This window comes from Sphingomonas glacialis (assembly GCF_006439055.1).
Taxonomy (GTDB): domain Bacteria; phylum Pseudomonadota; class Alphaproteobacteria; order Sphingomonadales; family Sphingomonadaceae; genus Sphingomonas; species Sphingomonas glacialis_A.
The window spans coordinates 102393-128693 of sequence record NZ_RCZC01000006.1; the positions used below are offsets into that span (position 1 = coordinate 102393).

The following is a 26301-nucleotide window of genomic DNA, read 5'->3' on the forward strand; positions in this document are numbered from 1 at the left end:
CGCGTCAGCAACCGAGGCGGTCGGCCAATTCGGTCAGCGAAGCGGCGGTATAGTCCCACACTTGCTCGGCCGCGTGGTCGGGCTTGGGTGCGCCGCCCAATTCCATCGGCCGATCGACATAGGCGGTCGCCAGCCCACACGCTCGCGCCGCGGCGAGATCGCTGTGATGCGCGGCGACGAGGCATAGTTCGTTGGGCGCGATCCCTAGGATATCCGCGGTGCCGAGATAAGCCTGCGGCAATGGCTTGTAGATCCCGGTCGCCTCGGCCCCCATGATCGCATCCCATGGAAGCCCGCCATGCCGCGCCAGCGCGAGCATCAGCGCGACATTGCCGTTCGATAGCGTGACGATCGGGAAACGCGTCTTGAGCCGCGTCAGCCCGGCGACCGAGTCGGGCCAAGGATCGAGCCGCCGCCACGCCAGCGCGAGATCGGCCAGCGTCGCCTCGTCCGCCGCGATGTCGAAGCGCTCGACCAGCGTGTCGAGCGTCTCGCGATTGAGCAGGTCGAGCCGCGTATACGGCCGCCGCCCCGAACGGCATTCTTCCATCGCTGGCTGGTAGAGCCCGCGCCACGCGTCGGCGAAGCGCGCGGGATCGATATCCTCGCGCCCAATCTTCGCGAAAACTGCCGCCGCCTCACGCGCGATGCTCGTCCGCCAGTCGACGACGGTGCCGAACACGTCGAAGGCGAGCGCCTTGATCACCCCGCGACGATCTCGCGCAGCGCCTCGGCGAGGCCACGCGTCTCGGCCTCGGTGCCGATTGTCATGCGCAGCCCGTTGGCGAGCCCCTGCCCCGGCAGCCAGCGCACGATATAGCCACGCTCGAGCAGCGCCTTATACGCGGTTTCGGCGCTGACAGCGCCTTCGAACAGCACGAGCAGGAAGTTCGCTTCGCTGGGCACGACACGTAAGCCCGCATTGCCAAGCTTGCCCATCTCCTCGCCGAACCACGCCCGCCACACGCGATTGTGCTCGCGCGAGGCGGCGATGAAATCGGCCGCGCCGAGCGCTGCGATCGCGGCTTCCTGGCCGGCGGTGGTGCAGCAGAACGGCGCGCGGATGCGGTGCATCGCGGAGATCGCCTCCTCCGACCCATAGCCCCAGCCGATCCGCTCGGCGGCAAGGCCGTGGATCTTCGAGAAGGTGCGCGTGACGATCACGTTGGCCGCAGTGCGCGCCAGGTCGAGCCCGCCGTCATCGTCCTCTGGGGCGAGATATTCGGCATAGGCCTGGTCGAGCACCAGCATCACCTGCGCGGGAAGCGCGGCATGCAGCCGTGCAATCTCGTCCTTGCGCGTGAAGGTGCCGGTCGGGTTGTTGGGGTTCGCCACGAACACGACGCGGGTGCGCTCGGTGACGGATGCGAGGATCGCATCGACGTCGGTCGCGTAATCGCGGTCGGCGGCGGTGACGAGCGTCGCGGCGACGCGGCGGGTGGCGATCTCGTAGACCGCAAAGCCGTAGCGGACCTGAATGATCTCGTCGCCGGGCCCGGCATAGGCGCCGGCGATCAGGTGGAGCACTTCGTCCGAGCCCGTACCGTAGATCACGCGTGCGGGGTCGAGATCATGATGCGCGGCGATCGCCTCGCGCAGCAGCGCCGCACCGGCATCGGGATAGCGCGCGAGATCACCCGAATGGCTGGAAAACGCTTCGACGGCCTGGCGGCTGGTGCCGAGCGGATTTTCGTTCGACGACAGCTTGATGACGGGCGCCCCGCCCTCGCTTGTCGAGCGACCGGGCACGTAAGGGGCGATGGCCATGACCCATGGCTTGGGAAGCGGTGCGTTCATGGCGCGTGCGTTAGCGGGGAATCCCCGCCTATTCAAATCCTCCCTCGCGCAGCGGGGGAGGGGGACCATGAGCATTTAGCGAATGGTGGAGGGGGCCGTGCCACGAGCGTTACGCTTGTGCCCCTCCACCACCAGCCTGAAGAAGGCTGGCGGTCCCCCTCCCCCGCTGCGCGAGGGAGGATTTAGAAGATCAGCGCTGCGGGCGCTTGCTCGGCCCACCCGGACGCAGCGTCGGCCGCGGCTGGTGCCGCACCGGCGCCGGGCCGTTGGCGCGACGCGGGCTGCGCTCGGCTTCGACCGGCCCACCCTGGACCTGCTCGAACTGCACGCCGCCTTCGGCTTCCTCGCCGGCGGTACGCTTCACCGCCGCCATGAACTTGCCCGCGATGCCGCTCGGCACCTGGAACATCGTCTCGTTGGCGGCGATGCGGATCGCGCCGACTTCGTTCTTGGTGATGTGCCCGCGACGGCAGATCAGCGGCAGGATCCAGCGCGGATCGGCGTTCTGGCGACGGCCGATGTCCATGCGGAACCAGACGATATCGTCGAACCCGTCGCGGTGATGCTCCTTGCCCGCCTCGCGCGGCGAAGACCCGCTCGCCTCGATCATTTCCTCGGGCGCGGGCATCCGCGCGCGATAACTGCGCACCAGAGCGGCGGCGATATCCTCAGGGCTCTTCTTCTCGAGCAGCTGCTGCGCCAATGCGCGATCGTCCTCGTCGACTTCGACGTCTTCCATCAGCATCGTCATCAGCCGCGACTTGTCGGCCTTGCGAATGTCGTCAACGGTCGGGGCGTTCATCCACTCGACCGCGATCCGGGCGCCGCGCAGCATCATTTCGACGCGGCGCTTGCGCTGATACGGCACGATCAGAATCGCGGTGCCCTTCTTGCCGGCGCGGCCGGTGCGGCCCGAGCGATGCTGCATCGTCTCGGCATCGCGCGGCAGCTCGACGTGGATGACGAGCGACAGCGAGGGCAGATCGATCCCGCGCGCGGCGACGTCGGTCGCGACGCAAACGCGCGCGCGCTTGTCGCGCAGCGCCTGCATCGCGGCATTGCGCTCGTTCTGGCTATGCTCGCCCGACAGCGCGACCGCGGCGAAGCCACGCTCGATCAGCCCGGCGTGAAGATGGCGGACATTGTCGCGCGTCGCGCAGAACAGCATCGCTGTCTCGGCCTCGTGCAGGCGGAGCAGATTGACGACGGCATTCTCGATATCGGCCGGCGCAACGGTCACCGCCTGATATTCGATGTCGCCATGCCCGCGATCCTCGCCGACGGTCGAGATGCGCAAAGCGTCCTTCTGGTAGCGCTTGGCGAGCGCGACGATCGACTTGGGCATCGTCGCCGAGAAGAGGAGCGTGCGGCGCTCGGACGGCGACGCGTCGAGGATCAGTTCGAGATCCTCGCGGAAGCCCATGTCGAGCATCTCGTCGGCCTCGTCGAGGATGACCGCCTTGAGGTTCGACAGATCGAGCGCGCCGCGCTCGATATGGTCGCGCAGACGGCCCGGCGTGCCGACGACGATATGCGTGCCGTGCGCGAGGCTGCGGCGCTCGCGCGACGCGTCCATCCCGCCGACGCAGGTCGAGATGCGCGCGCCGGCCTTGCCGTAGAGCCATTCGAGTTCGCGGCTGACCTGCAGCGCGAGTTCGCGCGTCGGCGCGATCGCGAGCGCGAGCGGTGCGCGCGGCGGCGGGAGCAGGCCGTCCTCGGTCAGCAGCTGCGGCGCGATGGCCAGACCGAACGCGACGGTCTTGCCCGAGCCGGTCTGCGCTGAAACGATGACGTCGCGGCCTTCGGCTTCGGGCTGGATGACGGCGGCCTGGACCGGGGTCGGGGCTTCATAGCCACGGGCGGAAAGCGCTTCGGCGAGAAGCGTGGGGAGGTGTGTGAAGGGCATGGTATTCCGAATATGGGGGCGGCGGGTTCGCGCGCCAAAAAGGGCCCTTAGCACGGGCGTGGAGGAAAAGCACGGGGGGTCGGGATATCGGCTACACAGCCCGTCTTAATCCCCCGTCTTACTCTCCATCTTACTCCCCTCCCTGGAAGGGAGGGGCTGGGGGTGGGTCGGCCCGAGGCGGCGGCCGACCTCGGCCAGGATCGCTTCAGTGACCCCGCCGGGATTCGTGATGACCTCGGAATTCCAGAAGCGGAGCACCTGCCAACCGAGGCTTTCGAGGAACGCAGTTCGCTCCTCGTCGTAAGGCGAGTCGGTGTGCTGACCGCCGTCGAGTTCGATCGCCAGCTTCGCTTCGCGGCAGGCGATGTCGATGATGTATCGCCCGATAACGAGCTGACGGGTGAAGCGCGGGCGATACGATCGTATCCGCAGCCAGATACGGCGCTCAGCGTCGGTTGCGTTAGTCCGCAGATCCCGGGCGCGTTTCGTCATCTCGGGTGAGACTCGAGGCATTCCATAAGACTGCCGTCGCGCGATACGGAGAGCAACCCACCCCCAGCCCCTCCCTTCCGGGGAGGGGAGGAAGAAGGTCGCGGATAGCGCTAAACCACCTGCCCCGCCGCCCAGCCGCTCGCCCAGGCCCATTGGAAGTTGTAGCCGCCGAGCCACCCGGTCACATCGACCGCCTCGCCGATCGCGTACAGCCTCGGCACCTTCCGCGCCTCCATCGTCTGCGACGACAGTTCGGCGGTCGAGATGCCGCCCGCGGTCACCTCGGCCTTGGCGAAGCCTTCGGTGCCGTTGGGGCTGAAGCGCCAGTCGGCCAGCTGCCGCGCCGCCGCGTCGACCACCTTGTCGGTCGCCGCGCCGAGCTCGCCCTCGATGCCGAGCCGGTCGGCCAATGTCTCCGCGAGGCGGCCGGGCAGATGGTTCGACAGCACCGACGCCAGCGAAACGCGCGGCCGGGCGTGCTTCACGCCGACCAGCCAGCCGGGCTTGAGGTCGGGCAGGAAATCGATCCCGACCGGCTCGCTATGGCGCCAGTAAGACGAGATCTGCAGGATCGCCGGGCCGCTCAGCCCCTTGTGCGTGAACAGCGCCGCTTCGCGGAACTTGGTTTTGCCCGCCTTGGCGACGACCTCGGCCGCGACACCCGAAAGCGAGCGGAACAGCGTCTCCTCGCCGCCGAGCGTCAGCGGCACGAGCGCCGGACGCGGCTCGACCACCTTCAGCCCGAAGCGGCGCGCGAGATCATAGGCAAATCCGGTCGCGCCCATTTGCGGGATCGACGGGCCGCCGGTGGCGATGACGAGCGACGGCGCACTCGTGGTGCGGTCGCCGAAGGTGACGCGATACTGCCCATCGGCATGCTCGATGTCGCGGATCGCCTCACCCAGCGCGATCTCCACCCCGCCTTTGTCGCATTCGTCCTGCAGCAGCGCGACGATCTGCTTGGCCGAGCCGTCGCAGAACAATTGCCCGAGCGTCTTCTCGTGCCAGGCGATGCCGTGCGCCTCGACCAGCGCCAGGAAATCCGCGGCGGTGTAGCGCCCGAGCGCCGACTTGGCGAAATGCGGATTGGCCGAAATGTAGCGATCCGCGGCGGTGTGCACATTGGTGAAATTGCACCGCCCGCCGCCCGAAATCAGGATCTTCTTGCCAATCGCCTCGGCATGATCGAGCAGCAGCACGCGCCGCCCGCGCTGCCCGGCGGTGAAGGCGCACATCAGCCCGGCAGCGCCGGCGCCGAGGATGATCGTATCGTAGATGGGGTTCGTCATGCGGCGCCTGTGGACGCAAAAGCGCGCTCAGGCCAGTCCGGGGTGTCCGCTCTGGTCAGACGGTAAAGCTCTCGCCGCACCCGCATGCGCCCTTGGCGTTGGGGTTCACGAACACAAAACCCGCCGCGAAATCGTCCTCGACCCAGTTCATCGTCGAACCGATCAGGTACAGGATCGACCCGCCATCGACGAACAGCGTGCCGCCGGGCGTATCGATGCGCTCGTCGAACGGCTTCGCCTCGGTGACATAGTCGACCGAATACGCGAGTCCCGAACAGCCGCGCCGCGGGGTCGACAGCTTGACGCCGATCGCATCCGCTGGCGCCTTGGCCATCAGCGCGGCGATGCGCGCCTCCGCCGTGGGCGTCAGGATCAGCGCAGCGGGGCGAACGCGGGTTGCAGTGGTCATTGGTGTCTTCCTTCTTCTCCCCTCCCGCTTGCGGGAGGGGTTGGGGGAGGGACTGTAAACCTTGGACGGCGCGCCGGTGGACAGGCCCTCCCCTAGCCCCTCCCGCAAGCGGGAGGGGGATGATTACAGCATGCCCAGTTCGAGCTTGGCATCGTCGGACATCTTGGCCGGATCCCATGCCGGGTCCCACACCAAATTGACCTCGGCCGAGCCGACCCCCGGCACCGCGCCGACGCGCAGTTCGACTTCCATCGGCATCGATTCGGCAACCGGGCAATGCGGCGTGGTCAGCGTCATCGTGACGACGGCATGGCCGGCCTCGGTCACCTCGACGCCGTAGATCAGCCCGAGATCGTAGATGTTGACCGGAATTTCCGGATCATAGATTTCCTTGAGCGCCGAAACGACGCCCTCGTACAGCGCCCCGCCCGGCTCGCCGGCGACATCGCCTGCGGGCTTCTGGCTGAGGAAGCCCTCGAGATAGTCGCGCTTGCGCTCACCGCTCTCGACCGCGACATCCTCGACGCGCGCGCGCGGCGGCTGCTCGACGGCGCCGACTTCCTGGATCTCGATTCCGTTGCTCATCCGAAAATCCTCGTCACTCGCTCAATACCCTTGACCAGCGCATCGACGTCCGCCGCGCTGTTATAAACCCCGAAGCTCGCCCGCGCCGTGGCATCGACGCCGAGCGCCTCCATCAGCGGCTGCGCGCAGTGATGGCCGGCGCGCACCGCCACCTTGGCTTCGTCCAAGATGGTGCCGATGTCGTGCGGATGCACCCCTTCGATGCTGAAGCTGACGATTCCCGCGGAATCCTCAGGCCCGAACAGCGTCAACGAATTGATCTGCGACAGCGCATCGCGCGTCAGCTTGACCAGCGCTGTCTCGTGCGCGTGGATCCGGTCGAGCCCGATCCGCGTCACATAGTCGATCCCGGCGGCAAGCCCGAGCACGCCGACGATATGCGGCGTCCCCGCCTCGAAGCGGCCCGGCGGCGGCGCATAGGTGGTCTTGGCGAAGCTGACCTTGTCGATCATCGACCCGCCACCCTGGTACGGCGGCATCGCCTCGAGCAGTTCGGGCCGCGCCCACAGCACGCCGATCCCGGTCGGGCCGTAGAGCTTGTGCCCCGAAAAGACGTAGAAATCGCAATCGAGCGCGGCCACATCGACCGTCATCCGCGGGACCGACTGGCAGCCGTCGAGCAGGATCTTCGCGCCGACCGAATGCGCGATATCGGCGGCGCGGCGGCCGTCGAGCACCGAACCGAGCACGTTCGAGACATGCCCCAGCGCAACGAGCTTATGCTGCGGCGTGATCATCGCGGCCATCGCGTCGAGGTCGATGCGGTGGTCTTCGGTCAGCGGGATCACATCGATCTGCGCACCGATCCGCTCGGCGACCATCTGCCACGGCACGATGTTGCTGTGATGCTCGAGCGTCGAGAGCAGGATGCGGTCGCCAGCCTTGAGCCGCGTTCCCGCCCAACATTGCGCGACGAGGTTGATCCCCTCGGTCGCACCGCGGACGAAGACGATCTCGTTTTCCGAGCCGGCGTTGAGGAATTTGGCCACCTTGCGACGCGCCGCCTCATAGGCGAGCGTCATGTCGGCCGAGCGCTGGTACACGCCGCGGTGCACCGTGGCGTAGCTGGTGTCATAGGCGCGGGTGATCGCGTCGATCACTTCCTGTGGCTTCTGCGCGGTGGCGGCGGTGTCGAGATAGGCCCAGCCGGCAGGGATGGCCGGGAAGTCAGCGACGTGATCGAGCGGTCGGGTCTGGGTCAGCGCGCTCATTGCCTCCCCTCCCTGGAAGGGAGGGGTTGGGGGTGGGTCGGTCTGAAGGGTGAAGTCCGCCCGAACAACGGGCCAACCCACCCCCAGCCCCTCCCTTCCAGGGAGGGGAGCAGGTTGCGCGCGTTGCTCACAGCATCCGCTCCAACGCAGCCTGCGCAGACGCCTCGACGCGCTCACGTTCGCCCACGTCTTCGATCCCCTCGAACACCGACCCGATGAACGCGCGCAGCAACATCGCCTTCGCCTGAGCCGGCGCAATCCCGCGCGACGCAAGGTAAAACAAAGCATTCGCGTCCAGCTCGCCGACCGTCGCACCATGCGCGCACTTCACGTCGTCGGCGAAGATCTCGAGTTCGGGCTTGGCGTTGGCGGTCGCGGTGCGGCTGAGCAGCATCGCCTTCACCGACTGCGACGCATCGGTCTTCTGCGCGTGCCGTGCGACCGCGACCTTGCCGAGATACGACCCCGTCGCGCGTCCGCCGAGCACCGAGCGCACCACCTGGTTCGAGGTGGCGTTGGGCTCGATATGGTTGAGCACGGTGACGATCTCGAGCGTCTGGTCGCCGCCACCGAGCATCGCCCCGCCGAGCTCGAAATGCGAACCCTCATGGCACGTCACATCGATCGTCACGCGGCCGAGCTTTCCGCCCACGTTGAGCACGTGGAAGGTCGCGGTCGCACCGGCGTTGAGGATCACGCGATAATCGCGGATCGCCACGGCATCGGTCGCGGCGTCCTGCACGATGACGCGCGAGACGTGGGTGCCGGCGGGGACTTCGATCACCTCGGCAGCCGGGATCGGCCAGACCGAGGCGACGGCCTCGAGGTCGGAATAGCGCCACGATTCATCGCGGCGGGTGGGGAGCGCGAGCACGTTCATCGCCCCTCCCCTTCAGGGGAGGGGTTGGGGGKGGGGGACGCCTCGCAGAGACTACCGCCGGCGTGCGACGCGCGGCACGGCCCCACCCCAACCCCTCCCCTGAAGGGGAGGGGATTTATGGTTGCAAGGCCGCTCACGCCAGCACCCCCGCATAGCCTTCGCGCTCGAGCTCGGCCGCCAGCTCCGGACCGCCCGAACGGATGATCCGCCCGGCCGACAGCACATGCACGAAATCAGGCGCGACATACCCCAGCAGCCGCTCGTAATGCGTGATCAGGATCACCGCCTTGTCGGGCGCGCGCATGATCCGGTTGATCCCATCGCCCACGATCCGAAGCGCATCGATGTCGAGCCCGCTGTCGGTCTCGTCGAGGATCGCGAGCTTGGGGTTGACGATCCCCATCTGCACCATCTCGTTGCGCTTCTTCTCGCCGCCCGAAAAGCCGACATTGACCGGACGCTTGAGCATCTCGGCATCCATCGACAGCGCGGCGGCCTGCTCGCGCGCGAGCTTCAGGAATTCCGCGCCCGACAGCGGCTTCTCGTCGCGCCCGCGGCGTTGTGCGTTCAAAGCCTCACGCAGGAACTGCACGTTCGACACGCCGGGGATCTCGACCGGATACTGAAAGCCGAGGAACAGGCCGGCAGCGGCGCGCTCGTGCGGCGCCATCTCGAGCAAATCCTTGCCATCGAACTCGACCGAGCCCGCGGTGACCTCATAGCCGGGCCGCCCGCCGAGCACATAGCCGAGCGTCGACTTGCCCGCGCCGTTCGGCCCCATGATCGCATGGACCTCGCCCGCATTGACGCTGAGCGAGAGGCCCTTGAGGATTTCCTTGCCGTCGATTTCGGCGTGGAGGTTTTCAATTTTCAGCATGAGCTACTTCCGGAACTTTCCAATTTTCGGGAACAGCATCGAAGCTGCCCCACAAATGCCACTTGCCGTCCGCTTTGGAGTTTGAGGCCAATCCCCACTCCGGCGGATCAGGCCAACCGAACCAATCGCGTTGGATGAGGAAAAGGGTTTCCGCATCACTTTCAGCCACGAAACCAGTACCCGTACGTCGGGCCCAGTCGAAATCATCGCCTAGCCTATCCACAGGAGGCCAATCCGCCTCGGTCGCCACTAGCCATTCCAATGGGAGCCTGCTCCGCTCTGAGAAGCCGTGTTTCAATCTCCGGGAATGGAGAAAACCCAGCGTCCACGGTATGGGCGCCCACCCGAAAATCACCCCACCGACCCCTCGAGGCTGATCCCCAGCAACTTCTGCGCTTCGACCGCGAACTCCATCGGCAGCTGCTGCAGCACTTCCTTGGCAAACCCGTTGACGATCAGCGCCACCGCCGCCTCCTGGTCGAGCCCGCGCTGCATCGCGTAGAACATCTGGTCGTCGGAAATCTTCGAGGTGGTCGCCTCATGCTCAATCTGCGCCGACGGGTTGCGCACCTCGATATACGGCACGGTATGCGCGCCGCACTGGTCGCCGAGCAGCAGCGAGTCGCACTGGGTGAAGTTGCGCACGCCCTCCGCGGTCGGCGCCACGCGCACCAGCCCGCGATAGGTGTTGTCCGATCGCCCCGCCGAAATGCCCTTCGACACGATCGTCGAGCGCGAGCCCTTGCCGAGATGAATCATCTTGGTGCCGGTATCGGCCTGCTGGCGATTGTTGGTCACCGCGACCGAATAGAATTCGCCGACGCTGTTCTCGCCCGCGAGCACGCACGACGGATATTTCCAGGTGATCGCGCTGCCGGTCTCGACCTGCGTCCACGACACCTTCGAATTCTTGCCCTGGCACAAAGCGCGCTTGGTGACGAAATTGTAGATCCCGCCCTTCCCGTTCTCGTCGCCGGGATACCAGTTCTGCACGGTCGAATATTTGATCTCGGCATCGTCGAGCGCGACGAGCTCGACCACCGCCGCATGCAGCTGGTTCTCGTCGCGCATCGGCGCGGTGCAGCCCTCGAGATACGAGACGTACGATCCCTTGTCGGCGACGATCAGCGTGCGTTCGAACTGCCCGGTATTCTCGGCATTGATGCGGAAATAGGTCGACAGCTCCATCGGGCAGCGCACGCCCTCGGGGATGTAGACGAAGGTCCCGTCGCTGAAGACCGCGCAGTTGAGCGTCGCGAAATAATTGTCGTGCTGCGGCACGACCTTGCCGAGCCACTTGCGGACGAGATCGGGATATTCCTTGATCGCCTCGGAGATCGACCGGAAGATCACACCCGCCGACTCGAGCTCCTTGCGGAAGGTGGTCGCGACCGAAACGCTGTCGAACACTGCGTCGACGGCAACGCGGCGCTTGGGCTGGCCCTCGGCATCAAGCTCCTCGACGCCCGCGAGCATCTTCTGCTCCTCGATCGGGATGCCGAGCTTCTCATAGACGCGCAGGATCTCGGGATCGACCTCGTCGAGCGAGCCAAGCTTGGGCTTCACCTTGGGCTCGGCGTAATAGTACGCGTCCTGATAGTCGATCGGGTCCATCTGGAGCTTGGCCCAGTCGGGCGCCTCCATCGTCAGCCACAGGCGAAACGCCTTGAGCCGCCAGTCGAGCATCCACTCGGGCTCGCCCTTCTTGGCGGAGATGAAGCGGACGGTGTCCTCGCTCAGCCCCTTGGGCGCGAAGTCCTGCTCGATGTCCGAATGGAAACCCCATTCGTACGTCTTGCTGACGGCTTCATAGGCTTCGGCGTTCTTGGTGGCCATCAGATCGTCTCCGCCGCGATGCGGCTGTCTAAATTCTCTGCCGCACAGCGGCTCTCAAAAATCTCCGCGTCTCCGCGTCTCCGCGTGAATTCAATTTCTTGTTCACGCGGAGACGCGGAGACGCGGAGAAGAAGTGGGTAAGGCGCTGCGCGGGTCATGCCGGGATCCTCGACAGGCTCGCCAGCGAAACACCGTCGAGCGCCCCACGGACCGCGCCGTTGACGACGTTCCAATGCGGCTTGACCCGACAATCGCCCTCGAGCGCGCAATCGTGCCGCGCCTCGTCGACGCAGGTGGTCAGCGCGATCGGTCCCTCGACCGCCTCGATGATCTCGGCCAGGCTGATCGCCGCCGCCGGTCGCGACAACCGGAAACCGCCGCCGGTGCCGCGCGTGCTCTCGATCAGCCCACCCGCCGACAGCCGGCTGACGAGCTTCTGCACCGTCGGCAACGGCAGCCCCGTCTCCTCGGCGAGCATCGTCGCATTCAGCCTGCCCACGCTACCGCAATGCCGCGCGGCGGCGGACATCATCACGACGGCATAGTCGGCAAGGCTGGAAAGACGCATCGGGTCCAATCGGATGAATTCGCTCCGATTGCAAATGGGCGCGCGCACGATTCGGGTCAACCCCTACCCCGGCATGGGCTGGCAAAGTTAGGTCCCGCTCACCAGCGGGCTGACGACGCCTTCGAGCGCGGTACGGTGCGTGATCGTCAATTGCGACAGAATACCGGGGTCGGCGCGGATCTGCCCGGGGGTCAGCCCGGTAAACTGCTTGATCTCGCGGATCATGTGCGACTGGTCGTAAAAACCGCGATCGACCGCATCGCCGACGGTCTCGTCCCCCGCCACCATCGCCACTGCGGCACGCAACGCGCGATATTTGCGCGCGAGCAATTTGGGCGGGGCACCATAGAGCGCGTTGCATTTGCGCTCGACCTGCCGCCGCGACAGACGCGTGGTGTCGAGCAGATCGTCCATTTCGGGCGACGGACTCGCTGCCAGCCACGCATCGACCTGGCGCACGAACCAGATCGCGCCGAGCGTGCAATGGCCGTCTGCGCCGCGCAGGATATCGCGCACCAGCCCCTCGCCGACCGCGGCGCGCGCGGCGATCCCCTCGGTCTTGCGCAAAGCGGCGGCGGCAACCTGCAACCGGCCAACGCCGAACAGGAGCCCGGCATCGACCACCCGGTTGACGAGCGTCGATGCATCCACCCCGATCATCGCCGCCCAGCCGACCGCGGTGAGCCCCATCCCGAATACTGCGATCGGCCCCTCGGCATGGACATGGACCGCGCCGCTGGTCGGCCCGATCACGTGGAAGTCGGGCGATTCCTGCTCGGTCCCGTCGGCGAAGCGATAGCGCGCGCTACCCGGCGACAGACGAAAGCGAATCTGCGCGTTATCGGCGCGCTCGACGTCGTCGAAGATCGCGACGTCGGCGGAAAAATCATAGAATAGCGTGACATAATCGGCCAGATCCGCTGCCGGAACGGCATAGTCCAGCCGAACATCCCCCACAATTATGCGCCCCCCTATTCTTGGGCGCCGAGCGTAACGCGTTCACCGGACAAAGAAAAGCGGGCCGGCCAGTAAACTGACCGGCCCGAGGGAGAAGGCTCCGATCTGGAGCTTTCCGGGTCGCACTTCCATCTACCCTGATTCGCAGGCAACAGTATTGGACAGACTCGCCGGATCGCGCGCACCGTAGCGTTGCCATGCACGCGAGCACGGCCGCGCTATCGCTTTGACGCAGCCGCACCGCGCTGCCATCACGCCGCCATGCTGTTCCCCCTGCTCCGCCCCGCGCTCTTCGCGTTCGATGCCGAACGCGCGCACGAACTCACGCTGACCCTGCTCGCGAGAGCAAGTCGCGCTGGAGTCGCGCTGAGCCAGGGGCCGGCAAGCCTGCGAAGCCATGTCGCCGGGCTCGATTTCGCCAACCCGCTCGGGCTCGCCGCGGGGGTCGACAAGAATGGCAGCGCGATCGACGGGTTCTTCGGCCTGGGCTTCGGCAGCGTCGAGATCGGCACGCTGACCCCGCTGCCGCAGCCGGGCAACCCCAAACCGCGACTGTTCCGGCTGGTCGAGGACCGGGCGGTGATCAACCGCATGGGCTTCAACAATGGCGGGATCGCCGCCGCTTTGCCGCGCGCGGTCGTAGCCAAGCGACGCGGCGTGCTCGGCATCAACGTCGGCGCGAACAAGGACGCGCCCGACCGCGTCGCCGATTATGCGCACGGCGTCGCCGCGGCGGCGCGGGTCGCCGATTATGTCACGGTCAACATCAGCTCGCCCAACACGCCGGGCCTGCGTGACCTGCAGCACGGCAACGAACTGCTCGACGTGCTCGCCGCCGCCGACGAGGCGCGTCGCGCGCCGATCGAGCGACCGCGGCTGTTCCTCAAGGTTGCCCCCGATCTCGACCCGTCGGCGATCGACTTCATCGCGCGCGCCGCGGCGGCGCATAACGTCGATGCGCTGATCGTCAGCAACACGACCGTGTCGCGCCCGGCGTTGCGCTCGGCGCATGCCGGCGAGACGGGCGGCCTCTCGGGCGCACCGCTGGCGAGCCTCGCACGCCAGCGGCTCGCCGATTTCCGCAGCGCGACCGGCGGCGCGATGCCGCTGATCTCGGCGGGCGGGATCGACAGCGCCGACGAAGCCTATGCCCGCATCTGCGCCGGGGCGAGCCTGGTGCAGCTCTACACTGCCCTGGTCTATCAGGGCCCCGGCCTCGCACAGCGGATCCTGCGCGGGCTTGCGAAGCGGCTCGCGCGCGACGGCTTTGCGACCGTCACCGAGGCGGTCGGCACGCAAGCCGCCTGAGCGCGCCTCGGTCGGCAAGAAGAGCGCGCTTCGGCCGATCGCGTTCTTGCCTGCGCGGCGCAGCGCGCTACGGTCGAATCATGACCAGACCGCTCGTTGCCTCGCTGCTCCTGCTGATCACGCCCACAATCGCGGAGGCCAGACGCCCCGCCCCCACCCCGCCGCGCGCGCTCGGCATGGTGAGTGCCGCCGACCCGCGCGCCGCCGCGGCCGGCGCCGAGATCCTGCGCAAGGGCGGCAGCGCGACCGACGCCGCGATCGCGACGATGCTCGTGCTCAACGTCGTCGAGCCGCAGAATAGCGGGATCGGCGGGGGTAGCTTCATGCTCCATCACGATGCCGCGACCAGCGCGATCGCCGGCTTCGACGGACGCGAAGCAGCCCCCGCGGCGGCCGACCCGAAATGGTTCTACGGCCCCGACGGCAAGCCGCTCCCCGTCTTTGCGGCGATCCCCGGCGGGCGCAGCGTCGGCGTGCCGGGCAATCTGCGGATGATGGCGCTGGCGCATCAGCGCTACGGCAAGCTGCCCTGGGCGACGCTGTTCGGCCCGGCAATCAAGCTCGCGCAAAATGGCTTCGCGATCACCCCGCGGCTGCATAACGGGCTCGCCAATTTCGGGCGGCATATCGATCCGTGGGCGCGTGGACATTTCCTCGCGGCAGACGGCAAGCCGCTACCGGTCGGCACGCTGCTGAAGAGCCCCGAACAGGCCGCGTTGTTCGCGGCGATCGCGAAGAACGGCCCCGACTATTTCTACAAGGGCGCAGTCGCGCAGAAGATCGTCGCCGCGGTCAACACCTCCGCGCAGAACCCGTCCAAAATGACGCTCGTTGATCTCGCCGGCTACCGCGCCAAGGAGCGCGCACCGCTCTGCATCATGTACCGCGTCTACAAGGTCTGCGGTATGGCGCCGCCGTCGTCGGGCGGCACCGCGGTGCTGATGATCCTCAAGCAGCTCGAACGCTTCGACATGGCGGGGCTCGGCAAGGATTCGCCCGTCGCCTGGCACCTCTTCGCCGAATCCGAGCGGCTCGCTTATGCCGATCGCGACATGTATCTTGGCGATCCCGACCACGTCACCGTGCCGATCAAGGGCTTGCTCGATCCCGCCTATCTCGCATCGCGCTCGGCGCTGATCTCGCCCGAGCGCAGCATGACGAGCATCGCCGCCGGCACCCCGGCCGGCGCCCCGCCGCGCACGCTCGCGCCCAATGCCGACGTTCCCGGCACGAGCGACCTCGTCGCGGTCGACAGGAAGGGCAACGTCGCCGAGGTCACCACGACGATCGAAAGCTATTTCGGGTCGGGCCTGTCGGTCGATGGCGTGATGCTCAACAACGAGCTGACCGATTTCGACTTCGTCCCCGCCAAGGACGGCTATCTCGTCGCCAACCGCGTCGAGGGCGGCAAGCGTCCGCGCAGCTCGATGGCGCCGACGATCGTCTATGCCCCCGACGGCAAGGTCCGCATCGCGATCGGCGCGGCGGGTGGGTCGACGATCATCGCGCAGGTGGCGAAGGCGCTGGTCGGCGTGCTCGACTGGAAGCTCAGCGCGCAGAACGCGATCGCGATGGGCCTGCTCTATGCGCCAAAGCTCGATGCCGTCGCCGAAAAGGGCACGCAGCTCGAAGCAATGGTCCCTGCGCTGCAGGCGCTCGGTGAGCATATCCAAATCGCGCCGTTGGGTTTAAAAGCCAATGCGATCGAGCGCGTCGACGGTGCCTGGGTCGGCGCGGCCGATCCGCGCAGCGAAGGTGTCGCGGTGCGCGAGGACGGGCAGACCACGCAGATCATCCGCGCCGGCGCATTGCCCCGTCCGGCCGAGTAAAGCGTTACCCCGCAGCCGAACACGGCGCGCCCTCCTCGGGAGAGAGACTATGTCAGACATCCGCCGCCTCGAACATTTCCCCAACCTCGTCGCGATGTTCCTCACGCGCGCCACCGAGAAGGGCGACGCGCCCTTCCTGTGGCATAAGGCGGGCGGCCGCTGGGTCTCGCGCAGCTGGACCGAAACCGCGCACCAGGTCGCGAGCATGGCGGCAGCGCTCAACGCGATCGGGCTCACGCCCGGCGACCGCGTGATGCTGGTCAGCGAAAACCGCCCCGAATTCTGCATCGCCGATCTCGCGATCATGGCGGCGGGGTGCATCACCGTGCCGACCTACACCACCAACACCGAACGCGATCACATCCACATCCTCGAGAATTCGGGCGCCAAGGCGGTGATCGTCTCGACCGCGAAGCTCGCCAAGACGCTGCTTCCCGCCGCGATCCGCGCGAGCACCGCGCAGATCGTGATCGGAATCGAGGACCTGCGTGCCAACCAATCGGGCGCGCTCGAATTCCACCAGTGGGACGCCCTGCTCGCGACCTACGCCGCCGCGCCATCGACCATCGCCGCGACCGCCAAGCGCGACGATACCGCGTGCCTCATCTACACCAGCGGCACCGGCGGATCCCCGCGCGGTGTGATGCAGCACCACGGCGCGATCCTCCACAACGTCCAGGGCTGCTGCACGATCATCTCGGAGGATTTCGGTTGGGACGACGAGATCTTCCTGTCGTTCCTCCCGCTCAGCCACGCCTATGAGCATACCGGCGGGCAATATTTCCCGATCGGGCTCGGCGCGCAGATCTATTACAGCGAAGGGCTCGACAAGCTCGCCGCCAATATCGAGGAGGTCCGCCCGACGATGATGATCGTCGTGCCGCGGCTGTTCGAACTGCTCCGCACGCGGATCACCAAGGCGGTCGAGAAGCAGGGCAAGCTCTCGACCTATCTGCTCGGCCGCGCGCAGGCGCTCGGCGGCAAGAAAGCCGCGGGCAAGGCCGGGTTGCTCGACAAGCCGATGGATTTCCTGCTCGGCGCCACCTTGCGCCCCAAGATCCAGCAGCGCTTCGGCGGGCGGATCAAGGCGCTGGTATCGGGCGGCGCACCGCTCACGCCCGAGGTCGGCACCTTTTTCGAAGCGGTCGGTATCACCGTCCTGCAAGGCTATGGCCAGACCGAGACCGCGCCGGTGATCTCGTGCAACCGCCCCAAGGCCGGACTGAAGATGGACACGGTCGGCCCGCCGATGCCCGATACCGAAGTGCGCATCGCCGACGATGGCGAAATCCTGGTTCGCGGCGAGCTCGTCATGCACGGCTATTGGCGCAACCCGGCCGAGACCGCGCGCGTGCTCCAGGACGGCTGGCTGCATACCGGCGACATCGGCGTGATCGACGCGAACGGCCGGATCCAGATCACCGATCGCAAGAAGGACATCATCGTTAACGACAAGGGCGAGAATGTCGCGCCGCAAAAGGTCGAGGGGATGCTCACGCTCCAGCCCGAGATCGCGCAGGCGATGCTGTTCGGCGATCGGCGGCCGTACATGGTCGCGGTGATCGTCCCCGATTCGGAGTGGACCCAGCAATGGTGCGCACGCGAGGGCAATGCCTGCAACTTCGCGCGGCTGGCCGAGAATAGCGAATATCGCACCGCCTTGGGCCATGCGGTCGAGCGCGTGAACAAGGAACTCGCGGTGACCGAGCGCATCCGCCGCTTCGTCCTCGCCGACGAACCCTTCGCGATCGAGAACGAGCAGATGACGCCGAGCCTCAAGATCCGGCGGCACGTACTGAAGGCGGTCTACGGCACGCGGCTCGAGGCGCTGTACAAGGCCTGACCGCGCGGCGCGCTCAGTCGGGCGTGGCGACCGCGCTATACTCGACCGCGACGAACGTGCCGGGCAGCCGGGTTTGCCACAGCCGTGCCTCGCCCGCCGTCACGATCAGCCACAGCGCATCGTCCCCCATCGCGCCCTCCGCATCGCGTGCGGAAGGGTTGGCGACACCCGAGGGATGCGAATGGTAATGCCCGATCACCGCTGTCCCACCAGTGCGCACCGCCCGGTGCGCGGCGAACAGCGCCGCAGGATCGATCTCGAAATGCCGACTCGGGTCGGGCGCGACGTTGGGACAGGCTTGCGCTGTGTCGATCCGATCGGCGGTGCCGAACAGCAGCCCGCAAATCTCGCGCGTCGGCGATAATTGCGCCTCGTTTAGCAGTCCCGCCAGGAGAGTGCTTGAAATTTCCATCGCCATTCCCAGATTCTAGTCATGAACCGGGGGGTCGTCACCATCGAAGCGCGCGTGTCCGAAAAGGCGTTAGGCCTCCGGCTCGACCGCGCGCTCGCCGACGCGCTGCCCGAGGTTTCGCGCGAACGGCTCAAGGCGCTGATCGCCGGTGGCGCGGTCACCGATCCACGCGGCACGGTGGTGAGCGACCCGTCGAGCAAGGCGGTTGCCGGAGGGCTGTACGTCGTCGCCGTTCCCGAAGCGACGCCCTCGACCAACGAAGCGCAGGACATCGCGCTCAACGTCGTGTTCGAGGACGACCACCTCATCGTGATCGACAAGCAGGCCGGACTCGTCGTCCACCCCGCCGCCGGCAATGCCGACGGAACGCTCGTCAACGCGCTGCTGCACCATTGCGCGGGCAATCTGTCGGGGATCGGCGGCGTCGCCCGCCCAGGGATCGTCCACCGAATCGACAAGGACACGTCGGGGCTGATGGTCGCCGCCAAGACCGACCGCGCGCATGAGGGCCTCGCCCGCCAGTTCCACGATCACTCGATCGACCGCCGCTACAAGGCGATGGTATCGGGCCGCCCTAACCCCACTGCCGGCTCGGTCGACGCCCCGCTCGCGCGCTCGCCGTCGAACCGCAAGAAAATAGCGATCGTCCCCGGCGGGAAACGCGCCGTCACCCACTATACTACGCTTGAGCGGTTGAACGGGGGCGCGCTGGTGGAATGTCGGCTGGAGACGGGGCGCACGCATCAGGTCCGCGTGCACATGGCCTCGCTCGGCCATCCCTTGATCGGCGACCCGGTCTACGGTAGAACAAAGCAAGGCCACAAGGCGCTTCTGGAAACCTTGGGTTTCCGACGTCAGGCGTTGCACGCCGCCCGTTTGGGGTTCATTCATCCGGTGAATGGTAACGCTTTGGCGTTCGACAGCGAAATGCCTGCTGACATGCAGGAACTGTTCAGCGGCCTCTTGGTATAGCATTCGGCCTGGCGTCCGCGTTTCACGGCACCCGACCTATTAAAGGGAGACACGATCATGGCAGCCCGCAGCAACGTCCCCGCGACGATTCCCGCCCTCGGTGGCGAAGCGAGCCTCAATCGCTACCTCTCCGAGATCAAGAAATTCCCGATCCTCGCGCCCGAGCAGGAATATATGCTCGCCAAGCGCTTCGAGGAGCATGGCGACACCGACGCTGCCGCGCAGCTCGTCACCTCGCATCTGCGACTCGTGGCGAAGATCGCGATGGGCTATCGCGGCTACGGCCTGCCGGTCAGCGAGCTGATCTCAGAAGGCAATATCGGCCTGATGCAGGGCGTTAAGAAGTTCGAGGCCGATCGCGGCTTCCGACTCGCCACCTATGCGATGTGGTGGATCCGCGCGTCGATCCAGGAATTCATCCTGCGCTCGTGGAGCCTCGTGAAGATGGGCACCACCGCCGCGCAGAAGAAGCTGTTCTTCAACCTGCGCCGGATGAAGTCCAAGCTCGACGCGTTCGAGGATGGCGATCTCTCGCCGGAGCATCTCGCCAAGATCGCCAAGGATCTCGGCGTGACCGAGGCCGAAGTGACCAGCATGAACCGCCGCATGGCGATGGGCGGCGACACCTCGCTCAACGTGCCCATGCGTGAGGATGGCGACGGCCAGTGGCAGGATTGGCTGCAGGACGACGCCCCGCTGCAGGACACCGTCGTCGCCGAAGCGCAGGAGGCCGACGTCCGCCACTCGATGCTGACCGCGGCGATGGAGGATCTCAACGAGCGCGAGCAGTTCATCCTGACCGAGCGCCGCCTGACCGACGAACCCAAGACGCTCGAAGAGCTGTCGCAGGTTTACGGCGTCTCGCGCGAGCGCGTCCGCCAGATCGAGGTGCGGGCATTCGAGAAGCTGCAAAAGGCGATGATGCGGATCGCCGGCGACCAGCGGATGCTCGTCGCAGCGTAAGACTATGGCCGGTGCCGATGCGATCATCGTCGGTGCCGGCGCCGCTGGCATCGCCGCGGCACGTGTGTTGCACGATGCGGGGCTCGATGTGCTGCTGCTGGAGGCGGGGGACCGCATCGGTGGCCGCGCGCATAGCGTGGCGCTGGACCTCCCAGCTGCTGACGCACCCCTGCGTAGGCCGGCGAGCATAACGGTCGATTACGGCTGCGGCTGGCTCCACTCCGCCAGGCGCAACCCCTGGACCAAGCTCGCCGGCCACTACGGCCTCACCGTCGATCGCAGCCCCTCCAATTGGGGTAGCCAATGGCGCAACCTCGGTTTCCCGCGTGACGAGCAGGATGCCTATCACGCCGCCTGGGACCGCTGGGACACCGCCGCGCATTCAGCGCTTGGTGGCCCCGACCGCCCGCTCAGCGAGTTCATCGCCACCAACGATCCGTGGCGCCCGATGATCGACGCGATATCGGGCTATGCCAATGGCGCACCTCTGTCGGAAGTCTCGCTGCACGACTGGGCAGCGTATGAAGACGCCGCCACCGACGACAATTGGGCGGTCGAGCAAGGCTATGGCACACTCGTCGCCCGGCATGCGCACGGCCTGCCGCTACAGCTCCAAACCGTGGTCACGCGCATCGACCACCGCGGCACGACGATCCGCGTCGAGACCGACCGCGGAACGCTCGAAACACGCCACGTCATCGTCGCCGTGCCGACCACTGTGCTCGCGCGCGAAGCGATCCGCTTCGATCCCCCGCTTCCCGCCAAGCATGCCGCCGCCGCCGATCTGCCGCTGGGGCTCGCCGACAAGATCTTCCTCCACGTCACCGACGCCGATCTGCCGCCCAACGGCCACCTCATCGGCGATCCGCACAGCGCCTGCACCGCCAGCTACCGCCTCGCGCCGTTCGGCACGCCGCTGATCGAGGGCTTTATCGGCGGCGACTGTGCGGAGATGCTCGAAGACAAGGACGACCGTGCTGCCGAAGAGTTTGCGATCGGCGAACTGGTGGCGCTGCTCGGCGGCGACTGGCGCGCCAAACTGACCCCGCTCGCCCGCACGCGCTGGCGGCACGCACCGCATATCCACGGCAGCTATTCGCACGCCCGCGTCGGTGCAGCAGGCCAACGTGCGGTGCTCGCCGCTCCGGTCGATGATCGCCTGTTCTTCGCCGGCGAGGCCTGTTCGCGGCACGATTTCTCGACCGCGCACGGCGCCTATGCGACCGGCCGCGCCGCTGCCGAAGCGGTGCTTGCGGCACGTGGTGGACAGCGCTGACCACCGCGCCCTAAGACGCAGGGATGAGCGACTTCAGGCAATCCCGCGCCGCCCCTTTTCCCAGACCTCGCAGCGCGTCGCGGCGCGGCGTGATTGGGTGGACGCTCGGCTGGATCGTCCGGCTGGTGCTCGGCTTCGTGCTGATCTCGGTCCTGATGGTGGTGGTGTATCGCTTCGTCCCGCCGCCGATCACGCTGACGATGATCGGCGATGCGCTCGGCGGGCACGGCATCGACAAGACCTGGCGCCCGCTGTCGGACATCGACCGCAACATGCCGCGCGCCGCCATCGCCGGCGAGGACTCACGCTTCTGCACGCATCACGGCTTCGACTTCATCGCGATCGAGACGGCGATGGTGCGCAACGCGCGCGGCGGGCGGATCCGCGGCGGCTCGACGATCAGCCAGCAGACCGCGAAGAACGTCTTCCTGATCCAGGGCGGCGGCTATCCGCGCAAAGCGCTCGAGGCCTATTTCACCGTGCTGATCGAGACGATCTGGGGGAAGCGCCGGATCATGGAGGTCTATCTCAACGTCGCCGAGACGGGGATCGGCACCTACGGCGTCGATGCAGCGGCGCACCGCTATTTCGGCCATGACGCCTCGCGCCTGTCACCCGACGAGGCCGGCCGCATCGCGGCGGTCCTGCCGCTCCCCAAGAAGCGCGCGGCGGTTGCGCCACGCGGCTTCACGCGCCGCCACGGCAACACGATCGCGCGCCGCGTAGGCGTGGTTCGGAACGACGGCCTGGACGCCTGCCTGCGCTAGGCCCACTCCCCCACGCCGTCACCCCGGCCTTGTGCCGGGGTCCACCGCGCAGCGCAAACTGCCGTAGTTGCGCGCGCGGCACGGTGGGCCCCGGCACAAGGCCGGGGTGACGCTGGGTGAGAGGCGGCCCTTACTTAGCCGCCTCGTCGGTCGCCTTCGACGCGCTGTCACCGATCTTCTTCGCACTATCGCCGACCTTGTCCGCTGCGCCCGAGATCGCGTCGGTGCGGATGTTGTCGTTCTGGCTGCGATTGAAGAGGTAGAACGCCCCGACGACGACGGCGACCAGCAGCACCAACCCGATAAAGATCGCGGCCCCGCCGCCACCCTTGCGCTCGATGACGGTAACGTTCGGGGTTTCGGTGTATTTGTCGCTCATGGTCGTCTCCCTGGTGTGGGGAAACAAACCCGAGCCTTCGACAATCGTTCCCGACGCGGCGACTTCGCGTCACCGCGTCGGAATGGCGCTCACACCGCGCCGTGGCAGTGCTTGTACTTGCGCCCCGACCCGCATGGGCACGGCGCGTTGCGGCTGACCGTGCTCTCCCACTGCGCCGGGTCCTGCCCGATCTCGCTGCCATCGGGCTGCGGGATCGACAGCGGCGCAAGCCGCGTCGTGATGTGCCCCGACGACGCGCCGTCCTGGTCGTAGGTGTCGTCCTCACCCGTGAACGGGTCGAAATGCTGCGTGATGAAGTCGGGCAGCGTCGGCAGGTCGGGCGCCTGCTCGAGCTGGAACTGCGCGAACGCGATCGTGCGCGTCACGTCCTCGCGGATGTTGGCGAGCATCCGCTCGAACAGCGAGAACGCTTCCTGCTTATACTCGTTGATCGGCGTCTTCTGCGCGTACGCGCGCAGATGCACGACCTGGCGCAAGGCATCGAGCGTCGCCAGATGCTCCTTCCAGTGATGGTCGAGATTCTGCAGCAGGATCGACTTCTCGACGCGAACCCAGGTGTCGGGATCGAGCGATGCCGCCTTTTCCGCGATCATCTCGTCGGCCATCGCCTGGACGCGGCTCTCGATGATCTCGGGGTCGATCGCCTCTTCCTCGAGCCATGCCTCGATCTGCGGTTCGAGGTTGAGCGTCTCGGCGAGCTGCGCCTTCATCCCCTCGATGTTCCACTGCTCGGGGTAGGTGCCCGGAGGGCAGGCGCCGCCGACGATCGTGTTGACCGTTTCCGCACGCATGTCCTCGACCACGTCGCCGACCGTGTCGGCGTCCATGATGTCGGCGCGCTGCTCGTAGATCACCTTGCGCTGGTCGTTCATCACGTCGTCATATTCGACGACCTGCTTGCGGATGTCGTAGTTGCGCGCCTCGACCTTCTTCTGCGCGGTCTCGATCGCCTTCGACAGCCACTTGCTGCCGATCGCCTCGCCATCGCCGATATTGTTGCGCATCATCTTGGCGAACAGCGTGTCCGGCCCGAAGATGCGCAGCAGGTCATCGTCGAGGCTGAGATAGAAGCGCGACAGGCCGGGATCGCCCTGACGACCCGAGCGGCCGCGCAGCTGGTTGTCGATGCGGCGGCTTTCGTGGCGCTCGGTGCCGAGCACGAACAGCCCGCCCGCGGCGAGCACCGCTGCCTTCTCGGCAGCGATCTGTTCCTTGATCTTCGCGATCGCGGCGTCGCGCTCGGGGCCTTCGGGCATCTCGGACAGCTCGTCATTGACGAGGAATTCGAGATTGCCGCCGAGCTGAATGTCGGTGCCGCGGCCCGCCATGTTGGTGGCGATCGTCACCGCGCCGGCGCGGCCGGCCTGCGCGACGATGTGCGCCTCGCGCTCATGCTGGCGTGCGTTGAGCACGGCATGCTCGACGCCTTCCTTGACGAGGAAGTCGCTGAGCAGCTCGGACTTCTCGATCGACACCGTGCCGACCAGCACCGGCTGGCCGAGATCGGCGTGATATTTGATCTTCTTGGCGATCGCCGCGAACTTGTCGGCGGTGTCCTTGTAGAATTCGTCTTCCTCATCGACGCGCTTGACGCCGACATTGGTCGGGATCGTCACCACGTTCATCTTGTAGATGTCGTAGAATTCGGCCGCCTCGGTCGCCGCGGTGCCGGTCATGCCCGCGAGCTTGGGGTACATGCGGAAATAGTTCTGGAAGGTGATCGAGGCCATCGTCTGGTTCTCGGGCTCGATGTCGACCCCTTCCTTGGCCTCGACCGCCTGGTGCAGGCCATCCGACCAGCGGCGCCCGTCCATCATGCGACCGGTGAACTCGTCGATGATGATGACCTTGCCGTCCTTGACGATGTAATCGGTGTCGGCCTTGAACATCATGTTGGCGCGCAGCGCCTGGTTGAGGTGGTGGACCACCTGCGTGTTCTCGAAATCGTAGAGGTTGGCGCCCTCGAGCAGCCCGGCATCCTCGAGCATCCGCTCGACCTTCTCGGTGCCGTCCTCGGTGAGGATGATCGACTTCTGCTTCTCGTCCTTCTCGTAATCCTCGGCCGCGAGCTGCTTCACGACGAGATCGACCGAGCGATACAGATCGGACTTGTCGTCGGTCGGGCCCGAGATGATCAGCGGCGTGCGCGCCTCGTCGATCAGCACCGAATCGACCTCGTCGACGATCGCCATCGCGAACGGCCGCTGGACCATCGATTCGCGGTCGTACTTCATGTTGTCGCGCAGATAATCGAAGCCGAACTCGTTGTTCGTGCCGTAGGTGATGTCGGCGGCATAAGCGGCATGGCGCTGCTCGTCCGACAGGTTCGGAACGATCACGCCGACCGTCAGCCCGAGGAAATTATAGACCTGCGCCATCCAGCCGGCATCGCGCGCAGCGAGATAGTCGTTGACCGTGATGACGTGGACGCCCTTGCCCGGCAGCGCGTTGAGATAGGTGGCAAGCGTCGCGACGAGCGTCTTGCCCTCGCCGGTGCGCATCTCGGCGATCTCGCCGCGGTGGAGCACGATGCCGCCGATCATCTGCACGTCGTAATGCCGCTGGCCGAGCGCGCGCTTGGCGGCTTCGCGCACCGTGGCGAAGGCTTCGGGGAGCAGGTCGTCGAGCTTCTCGTCGGCGGCAAGCCGCTCGCGGAAGCGCAGCGTCTGGGCCGAGAGGTCCTCGTCGGACATCGCCGAGATGACGGGCTCGAAATCGTTGATCTTGGTAACGATCGCACCGAGCGATTTGACATAGCGGTCGTTGGACGAACCGAAGAGCGTTTTGGCGAGGCCACCGAACATGGGCAATTCCTGTACGATAAGAGCGCGCGCACGAAGGCTGCGCAGAATAGGATGAGAGCTGGCGAGCGCGATCAGCGCCGCCGGATCAAGCCCGTGGGCGATCCAGATACAGCCGCGGCGCGGCCGACAGCAGCGCGGGCAGCGAATCGGCAAGCGCAAAGCTGTCGGTGAGCCCAAACGCGCCGAGCAGATGCCGATGGCCCAACACGAACGGCGCGACCGCAACTGCTAGACGCTGCGTCTGCGCGGCGGCCAGCGGGCATTGCGCGCTGATCTCGACCGGTCGCACGCCACTCACCACGCCGGTGAGCGCGGTCAGGAGGGCAGAGAGAAGCAGCAGAAACGGCATGGCTCCGCGCGATCTAGGGACTAACCGCGCGCACGTCCAGCGACTCGCGCCTCCATTACCGATCAGGACGGAAGGCGCCAGACGACATTGCGGTGCCAGGTCGCGGCAATCGGCGTGCCGTTCGCATCGCGCGCCGGGGCGAAGCGCGCGCGGCTGCGCAGCGCGCGGCACGCGGCCTGGTCGAGCGACTCGTGGCCGCTGCTCTCGCTGATGCGGCACGCGACGATGCTACCGGTATCGCCGATCGCCAGCTCGACACCGACCTTGCCCTGCTCGTTCCGCGCGAGCGCCGCGGCAGGATAATCATCGGCGGTGATCCATTCGGCGGCTCCGCCGATCGGGATCGCGCCGTGCGGAGAGGGCGGCTCCGCCTCAGGCTGAGCCGACGACGGGCGGTAGGCGGGCGCGACCGGTTTGGCGCGGTCGCGCGGCGAATCCGCATCCCAGTCCGCAGGCGAATCGCGCACCGTCGCGATCCCGATGCTCAGCAGCAGGATCACGGCGATCCCCAGTACGCGCAGACCACGATCATCACCGCTTCGCGGCGTTTCCCCTCCCCCAGCACGGCGCG

26 protein-coding genes are annotated in these 26301 nt (G+C 66.8%); 7 read left to right on the forward strand and 19 right to left on the reverse strand.

Annotation, left to right across the window (positions count from 1 at the left end; all coding sequences use genetic code 11):
* Nucleotides 1-4: 4 nt before the first annotated feature.
* The 14 genes from EAH76_RS17810 to EAH76_RS17875 all read right to left on the reverse strand — a co-directional run bounded on the left by EAH76_RS17810 (nt 5) and on the right by EAH76_RS17875 (nt 12807).
* Complete coding sequence (locus EAH76_RS17810; RefSeq protein ID WP_140851624.1) at nt 5-706, reverse strand: haloacid dehalogenase type II; 702 nt, start codon at nt 704-706, stop codon at nt 5-7.
* Entirely contained in the window at nt 703-1797 is a 1095-nt protein-coding gene (hisC, locus tag EAH76_RS17815; RefSeq protein ID WP_140851625.1) for a histidinol-phosphate transaminase, read from the reverse strand. The genes EAH76_RS17810 and hisC overlap by 4 nt, the downstream gene beginning before the upstream one ends.
* A 190-nt stretch (nt 1798-1987) precedes the next feature.
* Complete coding sequence (locus tag EAH76_RS17820; protein WP_140851626.1) at nt 1988-3703, reverse strand: DEAD/DEAH box helicase; 1716 nt, start codon at nt 3701-3703, stop codon at nt 1988-1990.
* A gap of 105 nt (nt 3704-3808) precedes the next feature.
* On the reverse strand, nt 3809-4195 hold the full coding sequence (locus EAH76_RS17825; protein WP_431358000.1) for an endonuclease domain-containing protein: 387 nt from the start codon (nt 4193-4195) through the stop codon (nt 3809-3811).
* Between the two features lie 110 nt (nt 4196-4305).
* A complete protein-coding gene (locus EAH76_RS17830; protein ID WP_140851628.1) occupies nt 4306-5484 on the reverse strand; it encodes an NAD(P)/FAD-dependent oxidoreductase in 1179 nt (392 codons plus the stop codon).
* 55 nt (nt 5485-5539) lie between these two features.
* Nucleotides 5540-5893, reverse strand: coding sequence for a HesB/IscA family protein (locus tag EAH76_RS17835; RefSeq protein ID WP_140851629.1), 354 nt, complete (start codon nt 5891-5893; stop codon nt 5540-5542).
* Between the two features lie 123 nt (nt 5894-6016).
* A complete protein-coding gene (locus EAH76_RS17840) occupies nt 6017-6478 on the reverse strand; it encodes an SUF system Fe-S cluster assembly protein (RefSeq protein WP_140851630.1) in 462 nt (153 codons plus the stop codon).
* Nucleotides 6475-7689, reverse strand: a complete 1215-nt coding sequence (locus EAH76_RS17845) for an aminotransferase class V-fold PLP-dependent enzyme (RefSeq protein WP_140851631.1) — start codon at nt 7687-7689, stop codon at nt 6475-6477. Before EAH76_RS17845 ends, EAH76_RS17840 begins: the two co-directional genes overlap by 4 nt.
* Nucleotides 7690-7816: 127 nt before the next feature.
* Nucleotides 7817-8569 (reverse strand): SufD family Fe-S cluster assembly protein, encoded by a 753-nt coding sequence (locus EAH76_RS17850; RefSeq protein WP_140851632.1) that lies wholly within the window; start codon nt 8567-8569, stop codon nt 7817-7819.
* Between the two features lie 133 nt (nt 8570-8702).
* Nucleotides 8703-9446: a Fe-S cluster assembly ATPase SufC gene (sufC, locus tag EAH76_RS17855; protein ID WP_140851633.1), complete on the reverse strand. Its 744-nt coding sequence runs from the start codon at nt 9444-9446 to the stop codon at nt 8703-8705.
* Complete coding sequence (locus EAH76_RS17860) at nt 9433-9615, reverse strand: hypothetical protein (protein WP_161989085.1); 183 nt, start codon at nt 9613-9615, stop codon at nt 9433-9435. The genes sufC and EAH76_RS17860 overlap by 14 nt, the downstream gene beginning before the upstream one ends.
* A 182-nt stretch (nt 9616-9797) precedes the next feature.
* On the reverse strand, nt 9798-11282 hold the full coding sequence (gene sufB / locus EAH76_RS17865; RefSeq protein ID WP_140851635.1) for a Fe-S cluster assembly protein SufB: 1485 nt from the start codon (nt 11280-11282) through the stop codon (nt 9798-9800).
* Between the two features lie 154 nt (nt 11283-11436).
* On the reverse strand, nt 11437-11850 hold the full coding sequence (locus EAH76_RS17870; RefSeq protein ID WP_140851636.1) for an SUF system Fe-S cluster assembly regulator: 414 nt from the start codon (nt 11848-11850) through the stop codon (nt 11437-11439).
* An 87-nt stretch (nt 11851-11937) separates the two neighbouring features.
* A complete protein-coding gene (locus EAH76_RS17875) occupies nt 11938-12807 on the reverse strand; it encodes a helix-turn-helix transcriptional regulator (protein WP_140851637.1) in 870 nt (289 codons plus the stop codon).
* A gap of 261 nt (nt 12808-13068) precedes the next feature.
* Between EAH76_RS17875 and EAH76_RS17880 the strand changes: the two genes are divergently transcribed.
* The 3 genes from EAH76_RS17880 to EAH76_RS17890 all read left to right on the forward strand — a co-directional run bounded on the left by EAH76_RS17880 (nt 13069) and on the right by EAH76_RS17890 (nt 17787).
* Nucleotides 13069-14115, forward strand: coding sequence for a quinone-dependent dihydroorotate dehydrogenase (locus tag EAH76_RS17880; protein ID WP_140851638.1), 1047 nt, complete (start codon nt 13069-13071; stop codon nt 14113-14115).
* A gap of 80 nt (nt 14116-14195) precedes the next feature.
* Nucleotides 14196-15944, forward strand: a complete 1749-nt coding sequence (gene ggt / locus EAH76_RS17885) for a gamma-glutamyltransferase (protein ID WP_140851639.1) — start codon at nt 14196-14198, stop codon at nt 15942-15944.
* 58 nt (nt 15945-16002) lie between these two features.
* A complete protein-coding gene (locus tag EAH76_RS17890) occupies nt 16003-17787 on the forward strand; it encodes an AMP-dependent synthetase/ligase (RefSeq protein ID WP_140851745.1) in 1785 nt (594 codons plus the stop codon).
* Between the two features lie 13 nt (nt 17788-17800).
* Here the strand turns inward: EAH76_RS17890 and EAH76_RS17895 are convergent, their stop codons facing one another.
* On the reverse strand, nt 17801-18199 hold the full coding sequence (locus EAH76_RS17895; protein WP_431358001.1) for a M67 family metallopeptidase: 399 nt from the start codon (nt 18197-18199) through the stop codon (nt 17801-17803).
* Nucleotides 18200-18220: 21 nt separating this feature from the next.
* Between EAH76_RS17895 and EAH76_RS17900 the strand changes: the two genes are divergently transcribed.
* Genes EAH76_RS17900 through mtgA form a run of 4 tightly spaced genes read left to right on the forward strand, consistent with a single transcriptional unit; the run spans nt 18221 to nt 22177 of the window.
* Nucleotides 18221-19171, forward strand: coding sequence for an RluA family pseudouridine synthase (locus EAH76_RS17900; protein WP_140851641.1), 951 nt, complete (start codon nt 18221-18223; stop codon nt 19169-19171).
* A gap of 57 nt (nt 19172-19228) precedes the next feature.
* The gene (gene rpoH / locus EAH76_RS17905; RefSeq protein WP_010186101.1) at nt 19229-20134 is read left to right on the forward strand and encodes an RNA polymerase sigma factor RpoH; all 906 of its coding nucleotides are present in this window, start codon (nt 19229-19231) and stop codon (nt 20132-20134) included.
* 4 nt (nt 20135-20138) lie between these two features.
* Entirely contained in the window at nt 20139-21410 is a 1272-nt protein-coding gene (locus EAH76_RS17910; protein ID WP_140851642.1) for a flavin monoamine oxidase family protein, read from the forward strand.
* Nucleotides 21411-21433: 23 nt separating this feature from the next.
* On the forward strand, nt 21434-22177 hold the full coding sequence (gene mtgA / locus EAH76_RS17915) for a monofunctional biosynthetic peptidoglycan transglycosylase (RefSeq protein ID WP_241659774.1): 744 nt from the start codon (nt 21434-21436) through the stop codon (nt 22175-22177).
* A gap of 130 nt (nt 22178-22307) precedes the next feature.
* On the opposite strand, the gene EAH76_RS17920 is transcribed toward mtgA, so the two are convergent.
* From EAH76_RS17920 to EAH76_RS17935, 4 genes are all read right to left on the reverse strand, one after another.
* Nucleotides 22308-22556: a hypothetical protein gene (locus EAH76_RS17920; RefSeq protein ID WP_140851643.1), complete on the reverse strand. Its 249-nt coding sequence runs from the start codon at nt 22554-22556 to the stop codon at nt 22308-22310.
* 89 nt (nt 22557-22645) lie between these two features.
* Nucleotides 22646-25381: a preprotein translocase subunit SecA gene (gene secA / locus EAH76_RS17925; RefSeq protein ID WP_140851644.1), complete on the reverse strand. Its 2736-nt coding sequence runs from the start codon at nt 25379-25381 to the stop codon at nt 22646-22648.
* A gap of 85 nt (nt 25382-25466) precedes the next feature.
* Nucleotides 25467-25730, reverse strand: coding sequence for a hypothetical protein (locus EAH76_RS17930; RefSeq protein WP_140851645.1), 264 nt, complete (start codon nt 25728-25730; stop codon nt 25467-25469).
* Between the two features lie 62 nt (nt 25731-25792).
* Nucleotides 25793-26230, reverse strand: coding sequence for an energy transducer TonB (locus tag EAH76_RS17935; RefSeq protein WP_161989086.1), 438 nt, complete (start codon nt 26228-26230; stop codon nt 25793-25795).
* Between the last annotated feature and the right edge of the window lie 71 nt (nt 26231-26301).

What these genes read in the sequence shown, in the direction of transcription:
- hisC (WP_140851625.1), bottom strand. Translation starts at nt 1,797, where the DNA reads ATGAACGCACCGCTTCCCAAGCCATGGGTCATGGCCATCGCCCCTTAC.
- EAH76_RS17820 (WP_140851626.1), bottom strand. Translation starts at nt 3,703, where the DNA reads ATGCCCTTCACACACCTCCCCACGCTTCTCGCCGAAGCGCTTTCCGCC.
- EAH76_RS17825 (WP_431358000.1), bottom strand. Translation starts at nt 4,195, where the DNA reads ATGACGAAACGCGCCCGGGATCTGCGGACTAACGCAACCGACGCTGAG.
- EAH76_RS17830 (WP_140851628.1), bottom strand. Translation starts at nt 5,484, where the DNA reads ATGACGAACCCCATCTACGATACGATCATCCTCGGCGCCGGCGCTGCC.
- EAH76_RS17835 (WP_140851629.1), bottom strand. Translation starts at nt 5,893, where the DNA reads ATGACCACTGCAACCCGCGTTCGCCCCGCTGCGCTGATCCTGACGCCC.
- EAH76_RS17840 (WP_140851630.1), bottom strand. Translation starts at nt 6,478, where the DNA reads ATGAGCAACGGAATCGAGATCCAGGAAGTCGGCGCCGTCGAGCAGCCG.
- EAH76_RS17845 (WP_140851631.1), bottom strand. Translation starts at nt 7,689, where the DNA reads ATGAGCGCGCTGACCCAGACCCGACCGCTCGATCACGTCGCTGACTTC.
- EAH76_RS17850 (WP_140851632.1), bottom strand. Translation starts at nt 8,569, where the DNA reads ATGAACGTGCTCGCGCTCCCCACCCGCCGCGATGAATCGTGGCGCTAT.
- sufC (WP_140851633.1), bottom strand. Translation starts at nt 9,446, where the DNA reads ATGCTGAAAATTGAAAACCTCCACGCCGAAATCGACGGCAAGGAAATC.
- sufB (WP_140851635.1), bottom strand. Translation starts at nt 11,282, where the DNA reads ATGGCCACCAAGAACGCCGAAGCCTATGAAGCCGTCAGCAAGACGTAC.
- EAH76_RS17870 (WP_140851636.1), bottom strand. Translation starts at nt 11,850, where the DNA reads ATGCGTCTTTCCAGCCTTGCCGACTATGCCGTCGTGATGATGTCCGCC.
- EAH76_RS17880 (WP_140851638.1), top strand. Translation starts at nt 13,069, where the DNA reads ATGCTGTTCCCCCTGCTCCGCCCCGCGCTCTTCGCGTTCGATGCCGAA.
- ggt (WP_140851639.1), top strand. Translation starts at nt 14,196, where the DNA reads ATGACCAGACCGCTCGTTGCCTCGCTGCTCCTGCTGATCACGCCCACA.
- EAH76_RS17895 (WP_431358001.1), bottom strand. Translation starts at nt 18,199, where the DNA reads ATGGAAATTTCAAGCACTCTCCTGGCGGGACTGCTAAACGAGGCGCAA.
- EAH76_RS17900 (WP_140851641.1), top strand. Translation starts at nt 18,221, where the DNA reads ATGAACCGGGGGGTCGTCACCATCGAAGCGCGCGTGTCCGAAAAGGCG.
- rpoH (WP_010186101.1), top strand. Translation starts at nt 19,229, where the DNA reads ATGGCAGCCCGCAGCAACGTCCCCGCGACGATTCCCGCCCTCGGTGGC.
- EAH76_RS17910 (WP_140851642.1), top strand. Translation starts at nt 20,139, where the DNA reads ATGGCCGGTGCCGATGCGATCATCGTCGGTGCCGGCGCCGCTGGCATC.
- mtgA (WP_241659774.1), top strand. Translation starts at nt 21,434, where the DNA reads ATGAGCGACTTCAGGCAATCCCGCGCCGCCCCTTTTCCCAGACCTCGC.
- EAH76_RS17920 (WP_140851643.1), bottom strand. Translation starts at nt 22,556, where the DNA reads ATGAGCGACAAATACACCGAAACCCCGAACGTTACCGTCATCGAGCGC.
- secA (WP_140851644.1), bottom strand. Translation starts at nt 25,381, where the DNA reads ATGTTCGGTGGCCTCGCCAAAACGCTCTTCGGTTCGTCCAACGACCGC.
- EAH76_RS17930 (WP_140851645.1), bottom strand. Translation starts at nt 25,730, where the DNA reads ATGCCGTTTCTGCTGCTTCTCTCTGCCCTCCTGACCGCGCTCACCGGC.